Annotated in this window: 20 protein-coding genes and 1 riboswitch; of the genes, 6 read left to right on the plus strand and 14 right to left on the minus strand. The window is 72.4% G+C overall.

Annotation, left to right across the window (positions count from 1 at the left end; translation table 11 throughout):
• Positions 1 to 13: 13 nt before the first annotated feature.
• The 3 genes from EV284_RS23240 to EV284_RS23250 form a co-directional block, all read right to left on the minus strand.
• A complete protein-coding gene (locus EV284_RS23240) occupies positions 14 to 1,204 on the minus strand; it encodes a nucleotide pyrophosphatase/phosphodiesterase family protein (protein ID WP_130337287.1) in 1,191 nt (396 codons plus the stop codon).
• Entirely contained in the window at positions 1,204 to 1,800 is a 597-nt protein-coding gene (locus tag EV284_RS23245) for a DUF5998 family protein (RefSeq protein ID WP_130337289.1), read from the minus strand. The genes EV284_RS23240 and EV284_RS23245 overlap by 1 nt, the downstream gene beginning before the upstream one ends.
• A 249-nt stretch (positions 1,801 to 2,049) precedes the next feature.
• A complete protein-coding gene (locus EV284_RS23250) occupies positions 2,050 to 4,851 on the minus strand; it encodes a bifunctional GNAT family N-acetyltransferase/acetate--CoA ligase family protein (protein ID WP_207229109.1) in 2,802 nt (933 codons plus the stop codon).
• Between the two features lie 187 nt (positions 4,852 to 5,038).
• Here EV284_RS23250 and EV284_RS23260 point away from each other — a divergent pair, with 187 nt between their 5' ends.
• The gene (locus EV284_RS23260; protein ID WP_030803123.1) at positions 5,039 to 5,320 is read left to right on the plus strand and encodes an HPr family phosphocarrier protein; all 282 of its coding nucleotides are present in this window, start codon (positions 5,039 to 5,041) and stop codon (positions 5,318 to 5,320) included.
• A gap of 174 nt (positions 5,321 to 5,494) precedes the next feature.
• On the opposite strand, the gene EV284_RS23265 is transcribed toward EV284_RS23260, so the two are convergent.
• The 4 genes from EV284_RS23265 to EV284_RS23280 form a co-directional block, all read right to left on the minus strand.
• On the minus strand, positions 5,495 to 6,178 hold the full coding sequence (locus tag EV284_RS23265; RefSeq protein ID WP_130337291.1) for a GntR family transcriptional regulator: 684 nt from the start codon (positions 6,176 to 6,178) through the stop codon (positions 5,495 to 5,497).
• Between the two features lie 184 nt (positions 6,179 to 6,362).
• On the minus strand, positions 6,363 to 7,106 hold the full coding sequence (locus tag EV284_RS23270; RefSeq protein WP_086695431.1) for a M23 family metallopeptidase: 744 nt from the start codon (positions 7,104 to 7,106) through the stop codon (positions 6,363 to 6,365).
• A 12-nt stretch (positions 7,107 to 7,118) separates the two neighbouring features.
• Positions 7,119 to 7,271: riboswitch (cyclic di-AMP (ydaO/yuaA leader) on the minus strand.
• A gap of 223 nt (positions 7,272 to 7,494) precedes the next feature.
• A complete protein-coding gene (locus EV284_RS23275; protein WP_130337293.1) occupies positions 7,495 to 8,883 on the minus strand; it encodes a pitrilysin family protein in 1,389 nt (462 codons plus the stop codon).
• Entirely contained in the window at positions 8,880 to 10,274 is a 1,395-nt protein-coding gene (locus tag EV284_RS23280) for a pitrilysin family protein (RefSeq protein ID WP_130337295.1), read from the minus strand. The genes EV284_RS23275 and EV284_RS23280 overlap by 4 nt, the downstream gene beginning before the upstream one ends.
• A 314-nt stretch (positions 10,275 to 10,588) precedes the next feature.
• On the opposite strand from EV284_RS23280, the gene EV284_RS23285 reads away from it, so the two are divergent.
• Positions 10,589 to 13,042: a DNA topoisomerase IV subunit A gene (locus tag EV284_RS23285; protein ID WP_130337297.1), complete on the plus strand. Its 2,454-nt coding sequence runs from the start codon at positions 10,589 to 10,591 to the stop codon at positions 13,040 to 13,042.
• A gap of 115 nt (positions 13,043 to 13,157) precedes the next feature.
• Here the strand turns inward: EV284_RS23285 and EV284_RS23290 are convergent, their stop codons facing one another.
• Both EV284_RS23290 and EV284_RS23295 read right to left on the minus strand, forming a co-directional pair.
• On the minus strand, positions 13,158 to 14,231 hold the full coding sequence (locus EV284_RS23290) for a GTP-binding protein (RefSeq protein WP_130337299.1): 1,074 nt from the start codon (positions 14,229 to 14,231) through the stop codon (positions 13,158 to 13,160).
• A 134-nt stretch (positions 14,232 to 14,365) separates the two neighbouring features.
• Complete coding sequence (locus tag EV284_RS23295; RefSeq protein ID WP_130337301.1) at positions 14,366 to 15,547, minus strand: citrate synthase/methylcitrate synthase; 1,182 nt, start codon at positions 15,545 to 15,547, stop codon at positions 14,366 to 14,368.
• Positions 15,548 to 15,659: 112 nt separating this feature from the next.
• Between EV284_RS23295 and EV284_RS23300 the strand changes: the two genes are divergently transcribed.
• The 3 genes from EV284_RS23300 to EV284_RS23310 are packed head-to-tail and all read left to right on the plus strand — an operon-like array spanning position 15,660 to position 19,612.
• Positions 15,660 to 16,919 carry a citrate synthase gene (locus EV284_RS23300; protein WP_130337303.1) on the plus strand — a complete coding sequence of 420 codons (1,260 nt, stop codon included), beginning with the start codon at positions 15,660 to 15,662 and terminating at the stop codon, positions 16,917 to 16,919.
• A 37-nt stretch (positions 16,920 to 16,956) separates the two neighbouring features.
• Positions 16,957 to 17,898 (plus strand): sucrase ferredoxin, encoded by a 942-nt coding sequence (locus tag EV284_RS23305; protein ID WP_130337306.1) that lies wholly within the window; start codon positions 16,957 to 16,959, stop codon positions 17,896 to 17,898.
• Between the two features lie 49 nt (positions 17,899 to 17,947).
• Positions 17,948 to 19,612 (plus strand): sensor histidine kinase, encoded by a 1,665-nt coding sequence (locus EV284_RS23310; protein ID WP_130337308.1) that lies wholly within the window; start codon positions 17,948 to 17,950, stop codon positions 19,610 to 19,612.
• A 4-nt stretch (positions 19,613 to 19,616) separates the two neighbouring features.
• Here EV284_RS23310 and EV284_RS23315 read toward each other — a convergent pair whose 3' ends face one another.
• From EV284_RS23315 to EV284_RS23325, 3 genes are read right to left on the minus strand one after another with little or no spacing between them, the layout of a single operon-like run.
• Positions 19,617 to 20,666 carry an ABC transporter substrate-binding protein gene (locus EV284_RS23315; RefSeq protein WP_130337310.1) on the minus strand — a complete coding sequence of 350 codons (1,050 nt, stop codon included), beginning with the start codon at positions 20,664 to 20,666 and terminating at the stop codon, positions 19,617 to 19,619.
• 57 nt (positions 20,667 to 20,723) lie between these two features.
• A complete protein-coding gene (locus EV284_RS23320) occupies positions 20,724 to 21,593 on the minus strand; it encodes an ABC transporter permease (protein ID WP_130337312.1) in 870 nt (289 codons plus the stop codon).
• Positions 21,583 to 22,398: an ABC transporter ATP-binding protein gene (locus EV284_RS23325; protein ID WP_130337314.1), complete on the minus strand. Its 816-nt coding sequence runs from the start codon at positions 22,396 to 22,398 to the stop codon at positions 21,583 to 21,585. The genes EV284_RS23320 and EV284_RS23325 overlap by 11 nt, the downstream gene beginning before the upstream one ends.
• Positions 22,399 to 22,555: 157 nt before the next feature.
• Between EV284_RS23325 and EV284_RS23330 the strand changes: the two genes are divergently transcribed.
• Positions 22,556 to 23,248 carry a response regulator gene (locus EV284_RS23330; RefSeq protein WP_130337316.1) on the plus strand — a complete coding sequence of 231 codons (693 nt, stop codon included), beginning with the start codon at positions 22,556 to 22,558 and terminating at the stop codon, positions 23,246 to 23,248.
• Between the two features lie 21 nt (positions 23,249 to 23,269).
• Here the strand turns inward: EV284_RS23330 and EV284_RS23335 are convergent, their stop codons facing one another.
• A complete protein-coding gene (locus EV284_RS23335) occupies positions 23,270 to 24,862 on the minus strand; it encodes a cation acetate symporter (protein ID WP_130337318.1) in 1,593 nt (530 codons plus the stop codon).
• The gene (locus tag EV284_RS23340; protein ID WP_207229110.1) at positions 24,859 to 25,416 is read right to left on the minus strand and encodes a DUF485 domain-containing protein; all 558 of its coding nucleotides are present in this window, start codon (positions 25,414 to 25,416) and stop codon (positions 24,859 to 24,861) included. Before EV284_RS23340 ends, EV284_RS23335 begins: the two co-directional genes overlap by 4 nt.
• Positions 25,417 to 25,421 lie beyond the last annotated feature (5 nt).

A 25,421-nucleotide genomic window follows, 5' to 3' on the forward strand; every position in this document is an offset into this window, starting at 1 on the left:
GGGGGTGGGGAGTTCAGGAACGGACTTCGAGGAGGGGGACGAGCTGTTCGCCGGGGGTCATCGAGCCGTGGTTGCCGACCATCAGCGACTCCTTGGGCTCGCGCTCGGAGGCGGTGATCAGCACGTCGTCGTGGGCGGCGGCGACCACGTCACCGATCCTCGGGTACACGCGCTCGTCGACCTGCGGGCCGAACCAGCCGGCCTGCACGGCCTCGTCGCGGGAGGCGATCCAGAAGCGGTCGCCGAGGACCTCGCGCCAGCAGGTCAGCACGTCGTTCTCCGCGCCGGGCACCGCGTACACGTGCCGGGCGCGGCCCTCGCCGCCGAGGAGGGAGACACCGGCGCGCAGCTCCCAGTCCTCGTCGAAGTCGATGCGGTGCTCCTCGTCGAAGGGGATGTCGACCATGCCGTGGTCGGCGGTGACGTAGAGCGCGCTGCGCGGGGGAAGCTGCTCGGCCAGGCGCTGGGCGAGCCGGTCGACGTACATGAGCTGGCCGCGCCAGGTGTCGGAGCCGACACCGTAGCGGTGGCCGGCTCCGTCGAGTTCGGCGTAGTAGGTGTAGACCAGCGAGCGGTCCCCGGCGGCGAGCTGCTGTGCCGCGAGGTCCATGCGCTCCTCGCCGGCAAGGCTGCCGACGAAGGTGCCGCCGCTGAGCGCGACCTTGGTGAGCGGGGTGTTCTGGAAGTGGGGCGAGGACACCTGGGCGGCGTGCACCCCGGCGCGGTCGGCCAGCTCGAACACGGTCGGGTACGGCTGCCAGACGTGCGGCGGGGTCCAGGGCTGCCAGCGGAGCTGGTTCATCAGCCGGCCGGTGTCCGGGTCGCGCACGGTGTAGCCGGGCAGGCCGTGCGCGCCGGGCGGCAGACCGGTGCCGACGGAGCCCAGCGAGGTCGCGGTGGTCGCCGGGTATCCGGCGGTGAGGGGGCGGCCGGTGCCGCCGCGCGAGCTGGAGAGCAGGGAGTTCAGGAACGGCGCCTCGTCGGGGTGGGCGCGCAGCTGCTCCCAGCCCAGGCCGTCGACGAGGAAGACGCAGACCCGGTCGGCGGGGGTCAGCTCGGTGATGGCCGGGGTCATGCCGGGGACGCCCAGGCCGGCCGCGAGGGTGGGCAGCAGGTCGGCGAGGGAGCCGTGGCCGTACTCGGGCAGCGGCGCGGAGGACAGGGCGAGGGGTTCCAGGGCGTCCCAGGGAGAGGGCTGGGACATCAGCGGGTGGCGTCCGCGGTCGCCTCGGAGATGGACTGCGCGAAGGCGAGCGCCTGGCGCACGGTCTCCGGGCCGTCCCCGGCCTCGCTCACCCGCAGGCTGAGGTCGTCGGCGGTGGAGCTGCCGGTGTAGCCGTGGTCGGCCTCGCAGTTCGGGTCGCCGCAGGCGGCGGGCTCCAGGTCGAGGCGGCTGACCGCGCCCCAGCCGATGGTGAGGACGACCTCGCGGGGCAGGGTGCCCGGCGTGTACTGCTCGGGGTTGGCCACCACCCGGCTGACCACGACGGAGGAGATCCGGCCGATCTTCACGGACTCGGTGGACGTGGTGGCGTACGGGGTCGGGGAGGTGCCGTCGGCGGCCTGCTCGTCGGTGTGGCTGACGATGAAGCGGTTGGCGGTCAGCACGAGGACGGTGACATGGCGGCGGACCTCGTTCTGGTCGAACGTGGTCTCCTGGTGGACCAGGTACGACCGGACGGCGTCGCCGCCGACAGCGGCCTCCACCGCCTCGGCCACGAGGGCCGGGTAGTAGCCGCTGCGCTCGATCGCCGTGCGAAGCCCCTGGGTCGTCGTACTGGTCTTGGCCATGGCGTCCATCCTAATCCGTGGCCAGGTGCACTCCGGGCCAGTCGGGACGACCCGGCACCTCCCGCCGGACGGGTCCCGGCCGTATCTCGACGCCTTCGGCGGCGATGAGGCAGGAGACCGGTTCCCCGCCGCCGCCGGCCTCGAAGGCCACGATCCTCGAAGGCCACGATCACCGGCGGCTCCCCGCCGAGCCACCGTGTCAGCCGGGCCAGCTCCCGTCACGCGGCGCCCGGCCGGCGATCCGCGTCGGGCTCCCCCTCAGTACGCCGGCAGGGTGCGGGGGCCCAGGTCGTTGCGGGCCGGCGGGGGTGCGAGGCGGATGGTGGCGTCCAGGACGGTGATGCCGTGCTGGGCCACCACGACGGGTTCGAGGGTGATGGCCACCACCTCCGGGTGGTCGTCCACCAGGCGGGAGACCCTGAGGAGGAGTTCCTCCAGGGCGGGGGTGTCGACGGGGGTGGAGCCACGCCAGCCGAAGAGGAGGGGTGCGGTGCGGATGGAGCGGATCAGGGAGGTGGCGTCCCGGTCGGTGACGGGGACGAGCCGGTGCGCCGTGTCGTCCAGGAGCTGGGACGCGGCCCCGGCCAGCCCGAAGGACAGCACGGCACCGGCCGCCGGGTCGATGACCGCCCGGACGACGGTGTCCACGCCTCGGGGTGCCATGGCCTGGACCACCGGCCGCAGTTGCTCCGGCGGCCCGAACAGCTCGGTCAACTCGCCGTAGGCGCGCCGCAGTTGCTCCTCGTCCGCGAGGTCGAGCCGGACCCCGCCGAGGTCGGCGCGGTGCCGCAGATGGGGCGCGGTGGCCTTGAGGACGACCGGGTAGCCGAGACAGCGGGCGGCGGACGCCGCGGCGTCCGGGGTGGGCGCGGGCAGCGCGGGACGGACGTGGATGCCGTAGGTGGCGAGCAGCTCGCGGGTGTCCTCCGGGCCGACGGCGAAGCCCTCGCCGCGTTCCAGCAGCCCGGCGATGATCTCGGCGGCCTTGCGCTCGTCGATGTCGTCGTACTCCGGCACCTTGCCGGGATCGGCGGCCTCCCGGCGCCACTGTCCGTACCGGACGGCCTCGGCCAGCGCGCGCACCGCGCGTTCGGCGGCCGGATAGGCCGGGATCAGCCGGGGGGCGTCCTCGCCGGCGGCGCCGTCCGGCGGCGGCAGGGGCGGCAGCACGGGCGCGCCCGCTCTCGGGGCGGTGCTGGTGGCGGCGGACAGCGCCTCCGCCAGCCCGCCCAGCTCGACGTGCACGACCAGCACCGGCTTGCCCGGCACCGCGGCGGCCGCCGAGCGCAGCGCCTCCGCCAGCTCGGCGTCGTCCGGCGAGCCCTCCCCGATGGCGGGGATGGCGGTGACCACGACGGCGTCGCAGGTGTCGTCCGCGAGGGCGTGGGCGAGCGCCCGGTGGAAGTCGGCGGCGGTGGCGCCGGTGGTCAGGTCCACGGGGCGGGACGGCCGCAGCCCCTCCGCGAGACAGCGGTCGTAGGTGAGGACGCCGAGCGACTCGGAGTTGCCGAGGATGGTGACGCGCGGCCCGGCGGGCAGCGGCTGGCGGGCGAGCAGCAGCCCGGCGTCGACCAGTTCGGTGATGGTGTCCACCCGGATCACCCCGGCCTGCCGCAGCAGCGCGGACACGGTGGCGTGCGGGAGCCGGGTGGCCCGTACGGCGTGCCCCTGGGGGGCGGAGCCGGCGCCCTGCACCACGACGAGCGGCTTGGCGGCGGCGGTGCGCCGGGCGAGCCGGGTGAACTTGCGGGGGTTGCCGATGGACTCCAGATACATGAGGACGACGTCGGTGTCGGGGTCGTCGAACCAGTACTGGAGGAGGTCGTTGCCGGATACGTCGGCGCGGTTGCCCGAGGAGACGAAGGTGGAGACGCCCGTGACGCCGGTGACCCCTCCCCCGCGCCGGTGCAGCCGGGAGAGAAGGGCTATGCCGATGGCACCGGACTGGGCGAACATCCCGATCCGGCCCGGCCGGGGCATCTCGGGGGCGAGGGAGGCGTTGAGCCGGACCTCCTCGGCGGTGTTGATGACGCCGAAGGCGTTGGGGCCGATGATCCGCATGCCGTAGGCCCGCGCCTGCCGGACCAGCGCCCGCTGCCGCTCCTGTCCCTCGGGCCCGCTCTCGGCATATCCGGCGGACAGCACGACGAGCCCCTGCACCCCGTGTTCCCCGCACTCGGCGACCACCGCGGGCACCACGTCGGCCGGTACGGCGAGCACGGCCACGTCGACCGGGCCCTCGATCTCCCGGACCGAGCGGTGGGCGGGCACTCCGTCCACCTCGTGACAGCCGTCGGGGAAGGCGTTGTTGACCGCGTACAGCGGGCCCGCGTACCCCGCGTCCCGGATGTTGCCGAGCACGCTGCGCCCGACCCCGCCGGAGGCGCGGCCGACGCCGATGACGGCCACGGAGCCGGGGGCGAGCAGCCGCCGCACCGAGTGGGCCTCGGCACGCTGTTCCCGCGCGAGCTGCACGGCCATCGAGCGGTCGGTGGGTTCGAGCCCGAACTCCAGCCGGACCACGCCGTCCTCGAAGCTGCGCTTCTGGGTGTACCCGGCGTCCGTGAACACCTTGATCATCTTGGTGTTGGCCGGCAGCACCTCGGCGGCGAACCGCCGGATGCCGCGCTCCCGGGCGACGGCCGCGATGTGCTCCAGCAGCGCGGAGGCGACACCCCGGCCCTGATGGGCGTCCTGCACCAGGAAGGCGACCTCGGCCTCGTCGGCCGGGGCGGAGGCGGCCATGCCGTCGGCGCCGATGCGGTCGTAGCGTACGGTGGCGATGAACTCGCCGCCGACGGTGGCGGCGAGCCCCACCCGGTCCACGAAGTCGTGGTGCGTGAAGCGGTGCACGTCCTTGGCGGAGAGCCGCGGGTACGGCGCGAAGAAGCGGTAGTACTTCGACTCGTCGGACACCTGCTCGTAGAAGCTGACGAGACGGTCGGCGTCGTCGGCGGTGATGGGCCGGATGCGCGCGGTACCGCCGTCGCGCAGCACCACGTCCGCCTCCCAGTGGGCGGGATACTCGTGCCGGTCCTGCCGGTCCGCCGGGGTCTGCATGGGCCCCAGCGTACGGCTCGCGCGGGCGTACGGCGCGAGGCAGTGTGTGGGACACGGAAGTCGGGCCGAGGCCGCGGTCCGACGGCCGGTCCGGAGCGGTTCCGGGGCGGTGAAGTGCCGCTTCGGGCACGGTTCCCCGTATGGGAAACTGGTCTAGACAACCTGAGAGACTGAAGGGCAGCATCACATGGCTGAGCGCCGCGTCAACGTCGGCTGGGCCGAGGGCCTCCACGCCCGCCCCGCTTCCATCTTCGTCCGAGCCGCCACGGCCACAGGCGTCCCGGTCACGATCGCCAAGTCCGGCGGCACCCCGGTCAACGCGGGCTCGATGCTGGCCGTCCTGGGCCTGGGCGCCCAGGGTGGCGAGGAGATCGTCCTCGCCTCCGACGCCGACGGCGCGGACGCCGCGCTGGACCGGTTGGCCAAGCTGGTCGCCGAGGGCCTGGACGAGCTGCCCGAGACGGTCTGACCCACTTCTCGGCGGAAGCCGCGTCGCCCCTTCGGGGACGGCGCGGCTTCTGTGTTTCCGGCCGCCGAATTCAGGCGCCGCTAATGGCGCACCGCCGGAAATCGACGGCGCGCCGGAATTGGGCAGCACAATTGCCCGGCACGCGAATATCCCTCTTTGTATACAGCGCCCGTGTTAATTCCGGAGTCCTGCTGTGTTTACAGGATGTTGCGCGTGCCGGGCGCGGTCGCCGGCGGGGGTGCGCAGCCGGTGGGCGAGGGTCGCGCGCTCGGTGTGCAGCGCCGTGACCGCCCGCGCGCGGTCGCTGTCGCCGCGCGCCACCGCGTCCACGATCGCGCCGTGCTCGGTCCAGGTCTCCGGCGGGCTGACCGGACCGTCCACGCGGTACATCCAGGCGATCTTGTGCCGGAGCTGGGTGAGCGCCGAGGTCAGCGCGTGGCTGCCGCACGCCTGGGCGAGCGTCTCGTGGAACCAGCCGTCCAGGGCGCGCAGGTCGTCGCTGTTGCCGAGCCTGGCCCGCTCCTGACCCAGTCTGACCAGGCCGCGCAGCACCTTCAGATGGGCCTCGGTGCGCCGCTGGGCGGCCCGCGCGGCGCCGAGCGGCTCCAGCAGCAGGCGCATCTCCAGCAGGTCGGCGGCCTCCTGCTCGGTGGGTTCGGCCACGCAGGCGCCCGCGTGGCGCCGGGTCACCACGAAGCCCTCGGCCTCCAGCGTGCGCAGCGCCTCGCGGACGGGGACGCGGGAGACGCCGTAGCGGCGGGCGAGGACCTCCTCGGTGAGCCGGCCGCCGCGCTCGTGGACTCCGGCGACGATGTCGTCCCGGATCGCCGTGCACACCGAGTGCGCCGGAATACGCATGACCCACCTCCGCCTTAATGCCCGTGAAACGCCGACGACAGCGCTTGTCCCGTGACTCTATGGCAATGCGTGAGAATTTCCGATGGCCTGCCGGAATCCATGGCCATTTTTTGGACAGCGCCCGGAGGAAAAGGCAGCGAAAAGCCCCGGCCGGGTGGGCCGGGGCTTTACGGGAGGGTGAGGGTCAGACGTTCACGCCGTGCTTGCGGAGGTAGGCGACGGGGTCGACGTCGGACCCGTAGTCGGGGCCGGTACGGGCCTCGAAGTGCAGATGCGGGCCGGTGACGTTGCCGGTGGCGCCGGACAGGGCGATCTGCTGGCCCGGGACGACGCGCTGGCCCACGCTGACGCCGATGGACGACAGGTGGCCGTACTGGGTGTACATCCCGTCGGCCATCCTGATCACGATCTCGTTGCCGTACGCCCCGCCCCAGCCGGTGGAGACCACGGTGCCGGCACCCGCCGCGTGGACCGCGGTGCCGCTGGCGGCGTGGAAGTCGATGCCGGTGTGCGAACCGGACGACCACAGGGAGCTGGAGGACTGGTAGGCGGTGGAGACGTAGGAGCCGGTGATCGGCATGACGAAGGAGTTGAGGCGCTCGCGTTCGGCCTTGCGGGCGGCGCGCTCCTTGGCCTCGCGGGCCCGCTCGGCGGCGGCGCGCTCGGCGGCCTCCTCGGCGGCCTTGCGCTCGGCGGACGCCTTCTGGGCGGTGGCCTGCGCGGCGATCTCGTCGGCGAGGGTGTCGCTGACGGCGATGACGGGGGTGAGGCCGGTGTTCTCGACGGAGTTGTCCGCGGCGAGCGCCGGGGAGGCCGCGAGGGTGCCGACGACACCGGTGGTGAGAGCCGCCACACCGGCCGCCGTCGCGGTGGTGCGCTTGACCCGGCCGGGCTTGCGGTGCTTCCCGGTGGCGCACATGAACGCCATGAGCAGGCTGTTCCTTTCCTTCCCTCTCGCCTACCGGGTTAGCTGACGGGTTCGGAGCAGGAAGGTCTCCTACGGCCACCCTCGCTCACGCGCGGGCGCCCGATTCACCCCAGGGACTGCGTGGGTCCCCGGCTCCCCCTACGGGGGACTCGGCGATGGCTGTCCGGTGCCGCGGGCGCGGCGCACTGCCTGACGAACAGCCCGGATGAAGCTAAAGGGGACGGGAGCGGATCTTCAAACGGGTCCGGACTTTTGTAGCGCATCCCACACGCCAGAGGGGTAACCTCCGCCCCAATCCGGACATTTGGTGACCCTCGTTCGAAGGCACTCCCGAACACACGAGTGGGCCCTGACGACTTGTGTGACGTCAGGACCCACGCGCGTGCGACTACTCGGCGGAGACCACCTTGACCTCGCCGATGCCGAGCGCCTCGACGGGCTCCTTGATCTGGGCGGCGTCGCCGACCAGGACCGTGACCAGCCGGTCGGCCGGGAAGGCGTTCACCACGGCGGCCGTGGCCTCCACGGTGCCGGTGGCCGCCAGCGTGCGGTACAGCTCCGCCTGGAAGTCGTCGGGGAGGTGCTGCTCGACCTGGTCCGCGAGGGTGCCGGCGACGGCGGCGGCCGTCTCGTACTTCAGCGGGGCCACGCCGACGAGGTTCTGCACGGCCACGTCCCGCTCGGCGTCGGTCAGACCCTCGGCGGCCAGCGTATGCAGCACCGTCCACAGGTCCGCGAGCGCCGGGCCGGTGTTCGGCGTGTCCACGGAGCCGCTGATGGCGAGCATCGAGGCGCCGGTGCCGTCAGGGGCGGAGCGCAGCACCTGGCCGAAGGCGCGTACGCCGTAGGTGTAGCCCTTCTCCTCACGCAGGACCCGGTCCAGACGCGAGGTGAGGGTGCCGCCGAGGCAGTAGGTGCCGAGCACCTGGGCGGGCCACACGCGGTCGTGCCGGTCGGAGCCGATGCGGCCGATGAGGAGCTGCGTCTGCACGGCGCCGGGCCGGTCCACGATGACCACGCGGCCGGTGTCGTCGGCGGTCACCGGCGGCACCGGGCGGGCCTGGCCGGGCGTGCCGGACCAGGCGCCCAGGGTATCGGCGAGCAGCGCGTCGAGGTCGATGCCGTCTAGGTCGCCGACGACCACCGCGGTGGCGGTGGCGGGGCGGACATGACGGTCGTAGAAGGCGCGGACGGCGCCCGCGTCGATCTTCTCGACGGTCTCCTCGGTGCCCTGGCGCGGCCGGGACATGCGCGCGGTGGCCGGGAACAGCTCCTTGGACAGTTCCTTCGCGGCGCGCCGGGCCGGGCTGGCCAGCTCGTGCGGGATCTCGTCCAGGCGGTTGCGGACCAGGCGCTCGATCTCGCTCTCCGCGAAGGCGGGGGCGCGCAGGGCGTCGGCGAGCAGGGTGAGGCCCTTTTCCAGGCGGGAGGCGGGCACCTCCAGGCTGAGCCGGACACCGGGGTGGTCGGCATGCGCGTCCAGCGTGGCGCCGGCCCGCTCCAGCTCCGCGGCGAACTCCTCCGCGGAGTCCTTGTCGGTGCCCTCGGAGAAGGCGCGCGCCATGATCGTGGCGACACCGTCGAGGCCGGCCGGCTCGGCGTCCAGGGGGGCGTCGAGCAGCACCTCCACGGCGACGACCTGCTGGCCGGGGCGGTGGGAGCGCAGCACGGTCAGGCCGTTGTCCAGCGTGGAGCGCTCGGGGGCCGGGAACGCCCACGGCTTGGCCTCGCCGGCCTGCGGCTGGGGGTGGAACTCCATGGGGGCGAGCTCGGTCACTTGGCCGTCTCCTCGTCGTCGTTGCCGGCCTCTACGGTGGCCTCGTGCTCCGGGTCGTCGGGCAGGTCGGTGTCCTCGACCGCCTCCGGGGACTTCGGCTCGTAGACGAGCACGGCGCGGTTGTCCGGGCGCAGGCGGGCCGCCGCGACCTCGCGGACCTCCTCCGGGGTCACCTCCAGGACCCGCTGGACGGCCGTCAGCGCGAGCTGCGGGTCGCCGAACAGGACGGCGTACCGGCACAGTTCGTCGGCGCGGCCCGCGACGGTGCCGAGCCGGTCCAGCCACTCGCGCTCCAACTGGGCCTGGGCGCGCTCCATCTCCTCCGGGGTCGGGCCCTCCTCCGCGAAGCGGGCCAGCTCCTCGTCGATCGCGGCCTCGATGACCGGGACCTCGACGTCGCCGGAGGTCTTCACGTCCAGCCAGCCCAGCGAGGGCGCGCCGGCCAGCCGGAGCAGCCCGAACCCGGCGGCCACGGCCGTGCGGTCGCGGCGCACCAGGCGGTTGTAGAGGCGGGAGGACTCGCCGCCGCCGAGGACGGTGAGGGCGAGGTCGGCCGCGTCCGACGCGCGCGTGCCGTCCTCCGGGAGCCGGTAGGCGGCCATCAGGGCGCGCGCCGGGACCTCCTCGACGACGACCTCGCGCAGCTCGTCCCCGATGACCTCGGGCAGCGAGCCGTCGCGCGGGGCCGCCTTGCCGTCGTGGCCGGGGATGGAACCGAAGTACTTCTCGATCCAGGCCAGCGTCCGCTCGGGGTCGATGTCGCCGACCACGGAGAGCACCGCGTTGTTGGGCGCGTAGTAGGTGCGGAAGAACGCGCGGGCGTCCTCCAGCGTGGCCGCGTCCAGGTCGGCCATGGAGCCGATCGGGGTGTGGTGGTAGGGGTGGCCCTCGGGGTAGACCATGGCGGTCAGCTTCTCGAAGGCGGTGCCGTAGGGGACGTTGTCGTAGCGCTGGCGGCGCTCGTTCTTGACGACGTCGCGCTGGTTCTCCATCGACTCGTCGTCCAGCGCGGCCAGCAGGGAGCCCATCCGGTCGGCCTCGAGCCACAGGGCGAGTTCGAGCTGGTGGGCGGGCATCGTCTCGAAGTAGTTGGTGCGTTCGAAGCTCGTCGTGCCGTTGAGCGAGCCGCCGGCGCCCTGGACCAGCTCGAAGTGGCCGTTCCCCTTGACCTGGCCGGAGCCCTGGAACATCAGGTGCTCGAAGAGGTGCGCCAGGCCGGTGCGGCCCGCGACCTCGTGGCGGGAGCCGACGTCGTACCAGAGGCAGACCGCCGCGACCGGGGTCAGGTGGTCCTCGGAGAGCACCACGCGCAGACCGTTGGCCAGGCGGTGCTCGGTCGCTGTCAGGCCCCCGGAGCCTGCCTGGGCTGTGGTCGTGTGACCCATGGGCATGTACGTCCCTTCGCAAGCGGTGGCGGTCGAGTGAAACCGCGGTTTTCCTGCCGTTCCAGCCACTGTATGCAAAGCGTGCGAGGGCCCGGCGGAGTTCCCGCCCGACGTACGCCCACAGCGGATCGACTAGCCTGCGTCAGGCGTGCTCATGGCGAGCGCGCTCCCGGCCGGCGTACGGCGGTGGAGCGCCGGGCCGCCGAGCACCGGGGGCGGCGGACCCGTACGGACCGGGTCGCGGCCCGCGTTGTCAGTGCCCCGGTCCACAATGGTCCGCGTCCGATCCGTCCCACGCCTTCAGCAAGGAGCCGGCAGCGATGGCCCGCCGCAGCACCAAGACCCCGCCGCCCGACGACTCGTACGAGGAGAAGATCCTCGACATCGACGTCGTGGACGAGATGCGCGGCTCCTACCTCGAATACGCGTACTCGGTCATCTACTCGCGTGCTCTGCCGGACGCCCGGGACGGACTGAAGCCGGTGCACCGCCGCATCGTCTACCAGATGAACGAGATGGGCCTGCGCCCCGAGCGCGCCTACGTGAAGTGCGCGCGTGTGGTCGGCGAGGTCATGGGCAAGCTGCACCCGCACGGCGACGCGTCGATCTACGACGCGCTGGTGCGCATGGCGCAGCCCTTCTCGATGCGCGTCCCGCTGGTCGACGGACACGGCAACTTCGGCTCCCTGGGCAACGACGACCCGCCGGCCGCCATGCGGTACACCGAGTGCCGGATGGCCGCCGCGGCGAGCCTGATGACGGAGTCGATCGACGAGGACACGGTCGACTTCGCGCCGAACTACGACGGCCAGGAGCAGGAACCGGTCGCCCTCCCCGCCGCCTTCCCGAATCTGCTGGTCAACGGCTCTTCCGGCATCGCGGTCGGCATGGCGACCAACATGCCGCCGCACAACCTGCGCGAGGTCATCGCGGCCGCCCGCCACCTGATCAGGCACCCGAACGCGGACCTGGACGCCCTGATGCGGCACGTTCCGGGCCCCGACCTGCCCACCGGCGGCCGGATCGTCGGCCTGGACGGCATCCGGGACGCGTACGCGACCGGCCGCGGCTCCTTCAAGATGCGGGCGACGGTCGCCATCGAGGCGGTGACCGCCCGCCGCAAGGGCCTCGTCGTCACCGAGCTGCCCTTCGCGGTAGGCCCGGAGAAGGTCATCGCGAAGATCAAGGACCTGGTCAACGCGAAGAAGATCCAGGGCATCGCGGACGTCAAGGACCTCACCGACCGCGAGCACGGCCTGCGTCTGGTCATCGAGATCAAGAACGGCTTCGTGCCGGAGGCGATCCTGGAGCAGCTCTACAAGCTGACCCCCATGGAGGAGTCCTTCGGGATCAACAACGTGGCGCTGGTGGACGGCCAGCCGCTCACGCTGGGCCTCAAGGAACTGCTGGAGGTCTACCTCGACCACCGCTTCGAGGTCGTGCGCCGGCGCAGCGAGTTCCGCCGCACCAAGCGCCGGGACCGGCTGCACCTGGTCGAGGGCCTGCTGACCGCGCTCGTCGACATCGACGAGGTCATCCGGGTCATCCGGTCCAGCGAGAACTCCGCGCAGGCCAAGGAGCGCCTGATGGAGCGCTACGGCCTGAGCGACATCCAGACCCAGTACATCCTCGACACGCCGCTGCGCCGCCTCACCAAGTACGACCGGATCGAGCTGGAGGCGGAGAAGGACCGGCTCGAGCGGGAGATCGAGGAGCTGACCCGCATCCTGGAGTCGGACGCGGAGCTGCGCAAGCTGGTCTCGGGTGAACTGGCCGACGTGGCCAAGAAGTTCGGCTCCGACCGGCGCACGGTCCTGCTGGAGTCGGCGGCCTCCCAGGTGGCCACGGTGCCGCTCCAGGTGGCCGACGACCCGTGCCGGGTACTGCTGTCCTCGACCGCGCTGCTGGCCCGTACGACCGGCGCCGAGCCGGTGCCGCGCGAGGGCGGCCGGGCCAAGCACGACGTGATCGTCTCCTCGGTGCGGGCGACCGCGCGGGGTGAGATCGGGGCGGTCACGTCGAGCGGGCGCCTGCTGCGGATCAACGTGGTCGACCTGCCCCAGCTGCCGGACACCGCGAGCGCGCCGAACCTCTCCGGAGGGGCGCCGCTGGCCGAGTTCGTGTCCCTCGAGGGCAACGAGACCGTGGTCTGCCTGACCACGCTGGACGAGACCTCGCCCGGCCTCGCGATCGGTACCGAACAGGGCGTGGTCAAGCGGGTGCTGCCCGACTATCCGTCCAACAAGGACGAGTTGGAGGTCATCACCCTCCGGGAGGGCGACCGGATCGTCGGCGCGGTGGAGCTGCGCACCGGCGAGGAGGACCTGGTGTTCATCTCCGACGACGCGCAACTCCTGCGCTACCAGGCGGCGCAGGTGCGCCAGCAGGGCCGTGCGGCGGGCGGCGTGGCGGGCATCAAGCTCACCGAGGGCGCGAAGGTGATCTCTTTCACGGCGGTCGACCCGGCCGTCGACGCGGTGGTGTTCACGGTGGCGGGCTCGCGGGGCACGCTGGACGACTCGGTGCAGACGACGGCCAAGCTGACCCCGTTCGACCAGTTCCCGCGCAAGGGCCGGGCGACCGGTGGTGTGCGCTGCCAGCGCTTCCTGAAGGGCGAGGACTGCCTCGCGCTGGCCTGGGCGGGTCCCGCCCCGGCGCGGGCGGCGCAGAAGACCGGGCTGCCGGTGGAGCTGCCGGAGCTGGACCCGCGCCGCGACGGGTCGGGGACGTCGCTGGCGAAGACCGTGTCGGTGGTGGCCGGGCCGGTGGTCTAGCCGCGGGTCGGGGTGTGCCGGGCGCCGCGATGGCGGGCGCCGCGGTGGCGGGCGCCGCGGTGGCGGGCGCCGCGGTGGCGGGCGCCGCGGTGGCGGGCGCCGCGGTGTGCCGGCTTCACGGTGTGCCGGGCTCGTCCTCGGAGCCCGGCACGTAGCGGAGCACGCCCCACATGGCCTGCTCGTCGGTGTCGGCGGTCTCTCCGGCGCCGCTCCGGCAGGCGTCCAGCTCCTTGCCGAGAGCGTCGGCGTCGATGCCGGTGCCGATCAGGACGAGCTGGGTGAGGCGGTCCGCGCCGGGCGGCCAGGGCTCGGGCAGGAAGCGCAGGAAGCGGCCGACGGCGTGTACGGCGTAGCGGTTGGCGGGGTCGTGGGCGCCGAAGCCGACGTATCCCTTGATCCGGTACAGGCCCTCGGGGCGGCCGTCCAGGAAGCGCATCAGGGCGCGGGGGTCCATGGGGGCGTCCGAGGTGAAGGACAGGGTGTCGTAGCCGGTGTGCAGGTGGCCGGGGTGGGCGTCCGGGCCGTCCTCGTGCTCGTCCCCGTCTCCGTGCAGGTCGTCGAAGGAGAGCTGGCCCACACGCTCCTCACTGGGCCGGCAGTCGAAGAGGAACTCCGGGTCGATGCGGCCGTAGGTGGCGGGGAGTACGGCGCCCTCGGTGAGTTCGCGGACCAGGCCGAGGACGCGGTCGGCGTCGGATGCCCGGTCGAGCTTGTTGACCACGACGAGGTCGGCGAGGGCGAGGTGCCGGTCGATCTCGGGGTGCCGGGCGCGGGTGTCGTCGAACTCGGCGGCGTCCACCACCTCGACGAGCCCGCCGTACATGATCTCCGGCTGCTCGCTGGCCAGCACCATCCGCACCAGCTCCTGCGGCTCGGCGAGCCCGCTGGCCTCGATGACGATCACGTCGATCCCGGCGGCGGGCGCGGCGAGCCGGGCCAGGTAGGTGTCCAGCTCGCTCGCGTCGACCGCGCAGCACAGGCAGCCGTTGCCGAGCGACACGGTGGAGTCCCCGAGTGCCCCGGCGACGGCCATCGCGTCGATCTCGATCGACCCGAAGTCATTGACGACGGCCCCGATCCGGCTGCCTCCGCTGCGGTGCAGCAGGTGGTTGAGCAACGTCGTCTTCCCGGACCCCAGGAACCCGGCCAGCACGACGACCGGAATCTGCGCACTACGGCTGTTCGCCAACGGGTGGCACCCTTCCCACGCTTCTCGCCGGGCGCCGCACGGGCGTGGGGCGCCCGGAGGACGGACTGTCCGACCAGGATACGAAGGGTGCGACGGTCCGCGGCGGCACGCCGGGGGACCTCGGCGAGGGAGCGTCAGATACCGGCGGGCACCGGCGTCGGCGCCGGGACGGGGACGGGCGCCTCGGGGCCGACGTAGCGGGCCACCGGGCGGATGATCTTCGGGTCGGCCGCCTGCTCCAGGATGTTGGCGCTCCAGCCGACGACGCGTCCGGCGGCGAAGGTGGGGGTGAACATCTCCCTGGGCAGCCCGCACAGTTCCATGACCACTCCGGCGTAGAACTCGACGTTGGTGTGCAGTTCACGGCCCGGCTTGAGTTCGGCGAGGATCGCCTCGACGTGCCGCTCGACCTCCACGGCGAAGTCGACGCGCGGGCCGCCGAAGTCGAGGGCGATCTCTCGGAGCATGCGGGAACGGGGGTCCTCGGTCCGGTAGACGGCGTGGCCGAAGCCCATGATCCGGTCACCGGCGAGGACGCGTTCACGGACCCAGGGGCCGATCCGGTCCAGGGTGCCGATCGCGTCGAGGGTGTCGAGGGCGCGGCTGGGCGCTCCGCCGTGGAGGGGTCCGGAGAGCGCGCCGAGGGCACCCACCAGGCTGGCGGCCACGTCGGCTCCGGTGGAGGAGATGACGCGAGCGGTGAAGGTTGACGCGTTGAATCCGTGGTCAATGGTTGAGATGAGGTATTGCTCGACCGCACGGGCTTGGCGAGTCCCGGGTTCCTCACCGGTCAACATGTACAGGTAGTTGGCGGCGTACGACAGATCAACGCGGGGCTCGACCGGCTCAAGTCCCTGCCCGAGCCGGTACAGCGCGGTCAGCAACGTGGGGACGGCGGCGCAGGCGGCGAGAGTGTCCGCGCGGCGCCGGCCGGCGTCGATGTCGTACACGGGCCGGAAGCCGCAGGCCGCGCCGAGCAGGGACAGGGCCGTACGCAGTCCGGCGAGGGGGCCGGCGACGCCGCTCGCGGCGGCTACGGCGGGCAGCGCCGCGCGGACCTCCTCGGGCAGGTGCCGCAGTCCGGCGACCTCGGCGGTGAAGGCGGCCCGCCGCTCGGGGTCGGGGAGGTCGCCGTGGACCAGGAGGTGCCAGACGTCCTCGAAGCCGCGGGTGCGCGCGAGTTCGACGGCGGAGTACTGGCGGTAGTGGTAGAAGCCCTCGACTCCCCGGACGTCGCCGATCTCGGTGTCGGTGACGACGACGCCGGCGAGTCCACGCGGTGCCTGGACGAGGGGTGCGGTCCTGTTGCTGGCCATGATGTTCCTCCCTGAACTTGATCCGACTGTCCATGCTTGACCAGTTTCCTGTCAATGTTGATTGAATCAATGTAGCCCGTCCATCTGTCCAGAGAGGGCTACGGTGACCCTCATGCGCGCTCACGAACTCGCCCCCGGCCGGCCCGAAGGGCGGCTGACCACCAAGGAGACCGCCGAATTGCTCGGCGTGAAGGCGGAGACGGTCTACGCCTACGTGAGCCGGGGACTGCTCAGCAGCAGAAGGGAGCCCGGCAGCCGCGCCAGCACCTTCGACGCGCAGGAGGTGACGGCTCTGGCCCGGCGCAACAGGCGCGAGGCGGCGGCGACTTCGGCCTCCGGCGTCGACCTGTCCGTACGGACCGGCATCACGTTGATCGAGGAGGACCGGTACTACTTCCGTGGGGTCGATGCCACGGAACTGGCCGCGCGTCACTCGTTCGAGGAGGTCGCGGAGTGGCTGTGGACCGGCCGGCTCGTCCCCGGCGCTTCCTTCACCGCGCCGGAATCAACCGTTGACGCCGCCCGTCGGGCCGTCAACGCCCTGCCCGCGCACGCCTCCCCCACCGACCGCCTGCGCGCGGCGGCCATCGCCGCGTCGGCCGAGGACCCGCTGCGCTTCGACCTGTCCGAGGAGTCCGTACTCGGCGCGGGGCGCGTGCTCATCCCCACGCTCGTCGGCGCCCTCCCCCCGGCCCGGCGCGACCACCCCGGCGACGGCCCCCTGGCCCGCCGCCTGTGGCACAGGCTGACCGGCCGGGCCGCCGACGACGCCTCGGTGCGGGTGCTGGACACCGCGCTCGGTCTGCTCGCCGACCACGATCTCGCCGCCTCCACCCTCGCGGTACGGGTCGCCGCCTCGGCCCGCGCGCACGCGTACGCGGCGGTCTCGGCCGGGCTGGGCGCCCTGGAGGGCCCGCTGCACGGCGCGGCCAGCGGCCTGGCCCACCGGCTGCTGCTCGAAGTGCTCGACCAGGGCACCGCGGGCCCTGTGATCGCCGCCGAACTCCGGGCCGGCCGCCGCATCCCCGGCCTGGGTCACCGGCTCTACCCCGGCGAGGACCCGCGCGCGCAGGCACTGTTCGGGCTGCTGGAGCAGCTCCCGTCCGCGGAACCCGCCCTGCTCGCCGCGCGCGACATCGTCACGACAACGGCGCGGCACACCCCGCTGCACGCCAACGTGGACCTCGCCCTGGCGGTCTTCACCGCCTCTTGCGGCATGCCCGACACGGCGGGCGAGACCCTCTTCGCCGTCTCCCGGACCGCCGGCTGGATCGCGCACGCCCTGGAGGAGTACGGCGAACGCCCGCTGCGCATGCGCCCGAGTGGCCTGTACGTGGGCCCGCGACCCCCGCGGCCACTGCCCGAACAGTGAGTCGTATTCGCCTGCAAGTCAGGTTAGGCTCACCTGTGTGAGTAGGTGTGCGACCGTCTCCCGGAACCTCGACGAGCCCGTTTCCGGCACGGCGGCCACGGCGACGACGTGGCTGCTGCTGGAACAGCCGGGCCCCTGGGGCGCGAAAGCGCTGACCGCGAGCCATCTGGACCCCGCGCTGGGCCGCGCCCTGGAGGCCGCCGCCAAGGACACCGGTGTACGGGTGGCGCTGATCAGACACCCCGGCCGGCACGCCGACCCCGGTACACCGCCCGTACGTCAGGTGTACGTGGCCCACACAGTTCCGGGAAACGTGTGGCTGTACGGCACCACCACCAGTGACCCGCGCCGGCTCCTCGGCCTGGACTTCGCCGCCCTGGGCGCGGGCGACCCCCGCTCCTTCGCGTTGGTGCTCGGCGGGCGCCCGCAGACCGGTGAGCCGCTCGCGCTGGTGTGCACCAACGGCAAGCGCGACCGCTGCTGTGCCCTGCTGGGCCGCCCGCTGGCCGCCGAACTGACCGCGTCGGACGTGCCCGGCGTCTGGGAGGTCACTCATCTGGGTGGTCATCGCTTCGCCCCGACCGTGCTCGTGCTGCCGTACGGATACGCGTACGCCCGTGCCGAGGCGCACACGGTCAAAGAGGCCCTGCACCGCGCCCGGGAGGGGCAGGTACTGCTGGAGGACTGCCGCGGCCGCTCAGCCTGGGACCGCCCCGGCCAGGCCGCCGAACTGGCCGTACGGGCGGCGACGGCCGAGTACACGGCGGACGCGCTGCACGTCGTCCGCACCGAGGGCGAGGCGCCCCGCTGGGAGGTCACCGTCGGCCACGCGGACGGCCGGGGCTGGCGGGTGAGCGTGGCTCAGACCGCCGCGCTGACGCCGCGCCCGGAGAGCTGCGGGGTCGACGTACTGGGCACCCCCGCGCGGATGGACGTCGTCGGCATCCGGGAGCTGCACACGGCGGCCCTGGCGGGCTGACACCGCGGCCGCCCTGGGAGGCGTGCGCGGTTCCGCGTACCGTCTCCGCATGTCTCCCACTCCCCCGGCCCGCCGTCCGCGACTCGGTCTGCCCCGGCGGGCGTTCGCGCAGGTCCTGCTCACCCAGGTGACGATCGCGGCCGGGGTCGCGGTCCTGGCGACCGGTCTCTTCCTCGCGCCGCTCAGCGGACAGCTGGACCAGGAGGCGATGCGCCGGGCGCTGGTCATCGCGCAGACCACCGCGCAGGATCCGGCGATCGCCGAGGGTGTCCTGCACACCCGGCCCACCCCCGACGGGCCCGTGCAGCGGGAGGCCGAGCGGATCAGACGGGCCACACACGCCGAGTACATCGTGGTGATGGACGCGCGGGGGACGCGCTGGTCCCACCCGACCACCAGGGAGATCGGCCGCCGCGTCTCCACCGACCCCAGCCGTGCCCTGGCCGGACGCCAGGTGATGGAGATCGACCGGGGCACCCTGGGCCGTTCCGCGCGCGGCAAGGTGCCGCTGTACGACGCCGGGCACCGGATCGTCGGCGCGGTCTCGGTGGGCATCGCCTACGACAGCGTGCGCGCCGGGCTGCTCGGTGCCATTCCCGGCCTGCTGGCGTACGCCGGGGGCGCGCTGGCGGTGGGCGCGCTCGCCGCCTGGCTGATCTCCCGCCGGGTGCACCGGCAGACCCGTGACCTCGCCTTCTCCGACATCTCCGCGCTGCTCGCGGAGCGCGAGGCGATGCTGCACGGCATCCGGGAGGGCGTGGTGGCACTCGATCGCAGCGGCCGGATACGGCTGCTCAACGACGAGGCGGGCCGGTTGCTCGGCATCGGGGACGAGGCGGTCGGACGCTCACCGGACGAGGCGCTCGGCGCCGGCCGCACGACGGACGTGCTGGCCGGCCGGGTGACCGGCACCGATCTGCTGACCGTGCGCGGCCGGCGCGTCCTGGTCGCCAACCGGATGCCCACCGAGGACGGCGGCGCCGTGGCCACCCTGCGCGACCGCACGGAACTGGAGCGCCTCGGCCGCGAACTCGACTCCACGCACGGCCTGATCGACGCCCTGCGCGCCCAGGACCACGAGCACGCCAACCGCATGCACACCCTGCTCGGGCTGCTGGAACTGGAGATGTACGACGAGGCGGCGGAGTTCATCGGGGAACTGGTCGGGGAGCACCGGGCGACGGCCGAGCAGGTCACGGAGCGGATCGAGGACCCGTTGCTGGCCGCGCTGCTGGTGGGCAAGGCGACCGTGGCCGCCGAGCGCGGGGTGGCCCTCAGGCTGTCGGAGGAGACCTGGCTGCCGGACCGGCTGATCGACCCGCGCGGTCTGGTCACGGTGCTGGGCAACCTGGTGGACAACGCGCTCGACGCGGTCGCGGGCACTCCGCACGCGCGCGTGGAGGCCGAGCTGCGCCCCGAAGGCCGCACGGTGGTGCTCCGGGTGCGGGACACCGGTCCGGGAGTGCCCGAGGAGCAGCGGGAGTCGGTGTTCACGGAGGGCTGGTCCACCAAGGAGCCGCCCGCGCACGGCAAGCGCGGCATCGGCCTGTCGCTGGTGCGGCGCCTGGCCGAACGCCAGGGCGGCTCGGCCTCGGTGGGCGCGGCGGCGGGCGGCGGCGCCGAGTTCACGGTGGTACTGCCGGACGCGCTGGGCGACCCGGTGCCGCCGGGCACGGAGGAGGCGCGGGGGCACCAGGCTCCCCGCGCCCTGTGAGCGGCTACTTGGCGGCCTTCTCCGCGAACTCGGTGGTGTACGTCTTGTCGAGGTCGACGTCGGCGTTCTTGATGTTGGGACTGAATGCCTTGAGCACCTTCTCAACGGTCTGCGGTCCCCGCGCCGGCATGATCCCGTCCTTGGTGAACATCGGCAGGGTGCTCTTGATGGCGGCCGCGTAGAGCTTCTCGTCGCCCTGGGAGTAGTCGGACGGCATCTTGGCCGCGATCTGCTCGGCACTGTGGGTGGACATCCAGTTGAGCGTCTTGACGAACGCGTTGACGAGCTTCTGGACGGTGTCCTTGTGATCGTTGACCCAGTCCGTGTTCATGTACAGGCTCGACGAGGGGTACGGCCCGCCGAGCGCCTCCTGGGAGCCCTCGGGGGTGCGCATGTCGATGAGCACGCGGCCGGCCTTCTTGGCCAGGATCGTGGCGACGGTCGGGTCGGTGGTCATGCCCGCGTCGATGGAGCCCTTCTGGAGCGCCGCGATGAACGTCGGCCCCGCCCCCACGGCGACCGGGCTGAACTGGTTCACCTGGACGCCGTGCTTGACCGCGAGGTACTTGGTGAGGAAGTCGGTCGACGAACCGAGCCCGGTGACACCGAGCTTGCGGCCCTTGAAGTCGCCGGGCGAGTGGATGTCACCGGTCTTCTTCGCGGACACCACCTCCACCTCGCCGGGCGCGTGCGAGAACTGCACGACGGACTCGACCGACTTGCCCTTCACCTGGAGGTCGAGGGTGTGGTCGTAGAAGCCGACGGCGCCCTGGACCTGGCCGGAGACGAGCGCGGTCTCCGCCTGGGCCCCGGCGGGCTCGGTCAGCAGCTCCACGTTCAGGCCCTCGGCGTCGAAGTAGCCGAGCCGCTGGGTGAGCATGGCGGGCATGTAGATGACCTTGTCGAGACCACCGACCATGATCTTGACCTTGGTGCCCTTGCCGCCGCCACCGGAACCGCTGGGGCCGGCCACCTCGTTGGCGCAGGCGGTGAGGGAGGTGAGGGAGAGCAGACACGCGGTGGTGAGCGAGGCGATTCTGGTGCGCTTGCGCATGAGGAGTCACGTCCTTGGGACTGTGCGGGTACGGGGAGTTCGGCGCGGAACGGCGGTTCAGTGCCCGGAGTCGGAGGACTTCCAGCGGAAGACGCGGCGTTCGGCGAAGGTCAGCAGCCCCTCGGCGAGGAGCGCCACGACCGCGAGGATCACCATCGCGGCGTACACGCCGGCGGAGTTGAGGGTGCCCTGCGACTGGGCGACGAGCAGGCCGATGCCCCGGGTGGCACCGATGTACTCGCCCACGATGGCGCCGATGAGCGCGAAGCCGAAGCTGACGTGGAGGCTGGTGAAGATCCACGAGGTGGCCGAGGGGATGACCACCTGGAGGGTGACCTGCCGGTCGGTGGCGCCCAGGATGCGGGCGTTGGCGACCAGGTCGCGGTTGACCTCGCGTGCGCCCTGGAAGGCGTTGAAGAACACCGGGAAGAACACCAGGACCACGGCCGAGGCGACCTTGGAGGCGGGACCGAGGCCGAACCAGATCAGGAAGATCGGGGCGAGCACGATCCTCGGGATGGAGTTCAGCACCTTGATGTAGGGGCCGAACAGGTCGGCGAGGAAGGCGACCCGGCCGAGCGCGATACCGAGGACGACACCGGCCACGACGCCGATGATCCAGCCCAGCAGCGCCTCGTACAGGGTGTACCAGATCTGTTCGGCCAGGGAGCCGAGCGCGGTGCCGTGCAGCACCCAGGAGGTGATCTGGTTCCAGATCTCCGACGGCATCGAGAAGTTGAACGGGTCGATGACCTCGGCGCGGGACAGCGCCTCCCACAGGCCGAGCACGCCGACCAGCAGGAGCACGCGGGCCACCATCACGATCACCCGGCGCCTGCGGGCGGCCTGCGCCCGCGAGCGGGTCGGGGCCGGGGCCGGCCGCTTGACAGGGCCGGCGAGCGGCGGGGTCACGGTCTCAGGCGACATCGACGGCACCTCGCTCACGGGTAATGCGGACCTCTTCACCGAGGGACTCCCAGATCTCGCGGTAGATCTCGATGAACTTGGGCTCCAGCCGGATGGACTCGACCTTGCGCGGTCGGGGCAGGTCGATGGTGAAGACCTGCTTGACCGTCGCGGGCCCGGCGGTCATCACGACGACCTTGTCGGCCAGCGCGATCGACTCCTCCAGGTCGTGGGTGACGAAGACGACGGAGGAGCCGGTGCCTTCCCAGAGCTCCAGCAGCTCGTCCGACATCAGGGCGCGCGTCTGCACGTCGAGCGCGGAGAACGGCTCGTCCATCAGCAGGATCTCGGGGTCGTTGACGAAGGTCGCGGCGAGGGCGACGCGCTTGCGCTGGCCGCCGGAGAGCTGGTGCGGATACCGGTCCTCGAACGCGGCGAGCCCCACACGGGCCAGCCATTCACGGGCCTTCTGCTTGGCCTCCGCCTTGGGCACGCCCCGGAAACGGGGGCCGGCCATCACGTTGGACAGCACCGTGCGCCAGGGGAAGGTGGCGTCCTGTTGGAAGACGAAGCCGACCCGGTCGCCGACGCCGTCGACCGGCTGCCCGGCCACGAGCACCTCGCCCTCGGAGGGCTCCTCCAGGCCGCTGACCAGGGTCAGCGTGGTGGACTTCCCACAGCCGGTCGGGCCGACGACGGCGACGAACTCGCCGCGCTCCACGGTGAGGTCCAGGCCGCACACCGCGGTGTGCGGATCGCCGGAAGGGGTTCTGAAAATCTTGCTCGCGCCCCTCAGCTCGATGGCGGGGCTGGTGTCTGCGCTCATGCACCGGGACGGTAGGGGCGGCGCCGCTCCGGCAGCAGTCTTGTGCGCGCAACCCCTTCTTTTGCTCGCAAGAACCTGTTGTGCTCGTTTTGCTCACGCTACAACTGCGGAGCCGAAACACGGGCTTAACGCTCGCCGGCCTTAAGGGAGAGGCCCGATGATTGACGTGCTGGTCGTGGACGACGATTTCCGTGTCGCCGAGATCAACGCCAGGTATGTGGGCAAGGTTCCCGGCTTCCGGGTGGCCGCCCGCGCCCACAGTGCCGCCCAGGCGCTGGCCGCCGTCGAACGCGGCGGCGTCGACCTGGTGCTGCTCGACCACTATCTGCCGGACCGCACCGGCCTCGAACTCGTCCACCTGATGCGCCAGCACGGCCACGGCACCGACGTCATCATGATCACGGCGGCCAGCGATGTGACGACCGTGCAGCAGGCGATGCGCCTCGGCGCGCTGCACTATCTGGTGAAGCCCTTCACCTTCAACGCGCTGCGCGGCCGCCTCGACTCGTACGCCGCCCTGCGCCGCACCGTCGACCGAGTGGGCGGACGCGGGGTGACCGGCCAGGAACAGGTCGACCGCATCTTCGGTGCCCTGCGCACGGCCCCCGCCCCCTCGGCCCCGGGGCTGCCGAGCGGTCACACGGAGCCGACCTCGGACCTGATCTGCGGTGTCCTGCACGGCGCGGAGCAGCCCCTGTCGGCGCACGAGGTGGCCTCCCGCACGGGGCTGAGCCGCTCCACCGCCCAGCGCTATCTCCGTCACCTGGAGCAGGCGGGCCGCCTGCGGCTGTCCCTCAGATACGGGGACACCGGGCGGCCCGAGCACCGGTACGCCTGGGTGGCGCCGTGACGCCGCCCAGGCCCGGTGTCCTCACACGGCTCCGGCTCCGGTCAGCGAACGCACCTCGGTCTCCGCGAACTTGGCCTCGTCCGGCACCTCGTCCGAGGTGACCGTGCCCAGCCAGCCCGCGAGGAAGCCGAGCGGGATGGAGACGATGCCCGGGTTCTGCAGCGGGAAGTACTGGAAGTCGACGCCGGGAAAGAGCGAGCCGGGGCTCCCCGACACCACGGGCGACAACAGCACCAGGATCACCGCCGGGATCAGTCCGCCGTACACGGCCCAGACGGCGCCGCGCGTGGTGAAGTTCCGCCAGAACAGCGAGTACAGCAGCGTCGGCAGATTCGCCGAGGCGGCCACCGCGAAGGCCAGTCCGACCAGGAACGCCACATTGAGGTTCCGGGCCAGCAGTCCGAGCGCGATCGCCACGACGCCGATGGCGGCCGCCGAGATCCGCGCCACCGCCACCTCGCCGCGCGGGGTGGTGGGCCTGCGCCGCAGCGACGCGTACAGGTCGTGGGCGACCGACGCCGAGGAGGCGAGGGTGATCCCCGCGACCACCGCGAGAATGGTGGCGAAGGCGACGGCGGCCACGACCGCGAACAGCACGGTGCCGCCGGTGGAGGAGGCACCCCCGCCCAGGTCGAGCGCCAGCAGCGGGATCGCGGTGTTCCCGGCCGCGTTGGACCGGCGCAGCGCGTCGGCGCCCACCACGGCGGTCGCCCCGAAGCCCAGGATGATCGTCATCAGGTAGAAGCTGCCGATGAGCCCGATCGACCACACCGTGGAACGCCGGGCGGCCCGCGCGGTCGGCACCGTGTAGAAGCGGGACAGGATGTGCGGCAGACCCGCCGTGCCCAGCACGAGCGCCAGGCCGAGGCTGATGAAGTCCGTCCGCGCCGTCCAGTCACCGCCGTACTTGAGCCCGGGCGCCAGGAACGACGACCCGTGCCCACTGCGCTCGGCCGCCGTCAGCAGCAACTGGTTGATGTCCCCGTGGAACCGCACCAGAACCAGCACGGTCATCACGATCGTCCCGACCAGCATCAGGACGGCCTTCACGATCTGGATCCAGGTGGTCGCCCGCATCCCGCCCAGCGACACATAGATCACCATGAGCGCGCCGACCCCGATGACCGTCCACGCCTGCGCGGCCCCGCCGGAGCCGCCGAGCAGCAACGCCACCAGGCTTCCGGCGCCCACCATCTGGGCGACCAGGTACATGACGGAGACGGTGACCGAGGCGGTGCCCGTCGCGATCCGCACCGGCCGCTCCGCCATCCGGGCGGCGACCACGTCGGCGAGGGTGAAACGGCCGCAGTTCCGCACCAGTTCGGCCGCGACGAACAGCACGACCAGCCAGGCCACGAGGAACCCGACGCCGTACAGGAGTCCGTCGTAGCCGTACAGCGCGATGAGCCCGCTCACCCCGAGGAAGGAGGCCGCCGAGAGGTAGTCGCCGGAGATGGCGAACCCGTTCTCCAGCGGGGTGAAGAGGCGCCCGCCGGCGTAGAACTCCTCCGCCGACCCGTGTCTGCGCCGGCTCACCCACGTGGTGATGCCCAGGGTCACGGCCACGAACGCGCTGAACAGGACCAGCGCCAGCATCTGGTGGTGGCTGGTCACGAGGTGCCTCCCTGGACGCCACGGGTCAGCTCCTGGGTGTCCCAGCGCAGTTCCAGCGCGGGCCGGTCGCGCCGCAGTCGCGCGTGCCGCGCGTAGGCCCAGGTGAGCAGGAAGGTGCTGGCGAACTGCCCCAGCCCGGCGAGCATCCCCACGTTCACCGCCCCTATGACGGGCCGTGCCATCAGACCGGGCGCCGCCGTCGCGGTGATCACATACCCCACGTACCAGACGAGGAAGGCGGCGGCTCCCGGCACCACGAACCGCCGGTAGCGGCTGCGCACCTCCTGGAACGCCTCGCTCTGCTGCACTGCGAGATAGACGTCGCGGGCACGAGCCTCCGCGATCTCCCGCTCGGCCGTACCGCGCGGCCGCGGTACGGCCGCCGGTGCGGGCATCCCCGCCCCGTCCAGCTCACCCCAGCCGGCGGTCAGCGTGTCGTGCCAGGGGTCCTCTTGCCGCACGTCGCGGGAAGTCACGCTCTGCTCTTCCTGGTTGTCGGCCAAACTTCCTGGACCGTTCCCGGCACCGAAGTGTCGACCATTGCTTGACTGCATACCCA

The organism is Streptomyces sp. BK022 (assembly GCF_004217355.1).
GTDB lineage: Bacteria > Actinomycetota > Actinomycetes > Streptomycetales > Streptomycetaceae > Streptomyces > Streptomyces griseoluteus.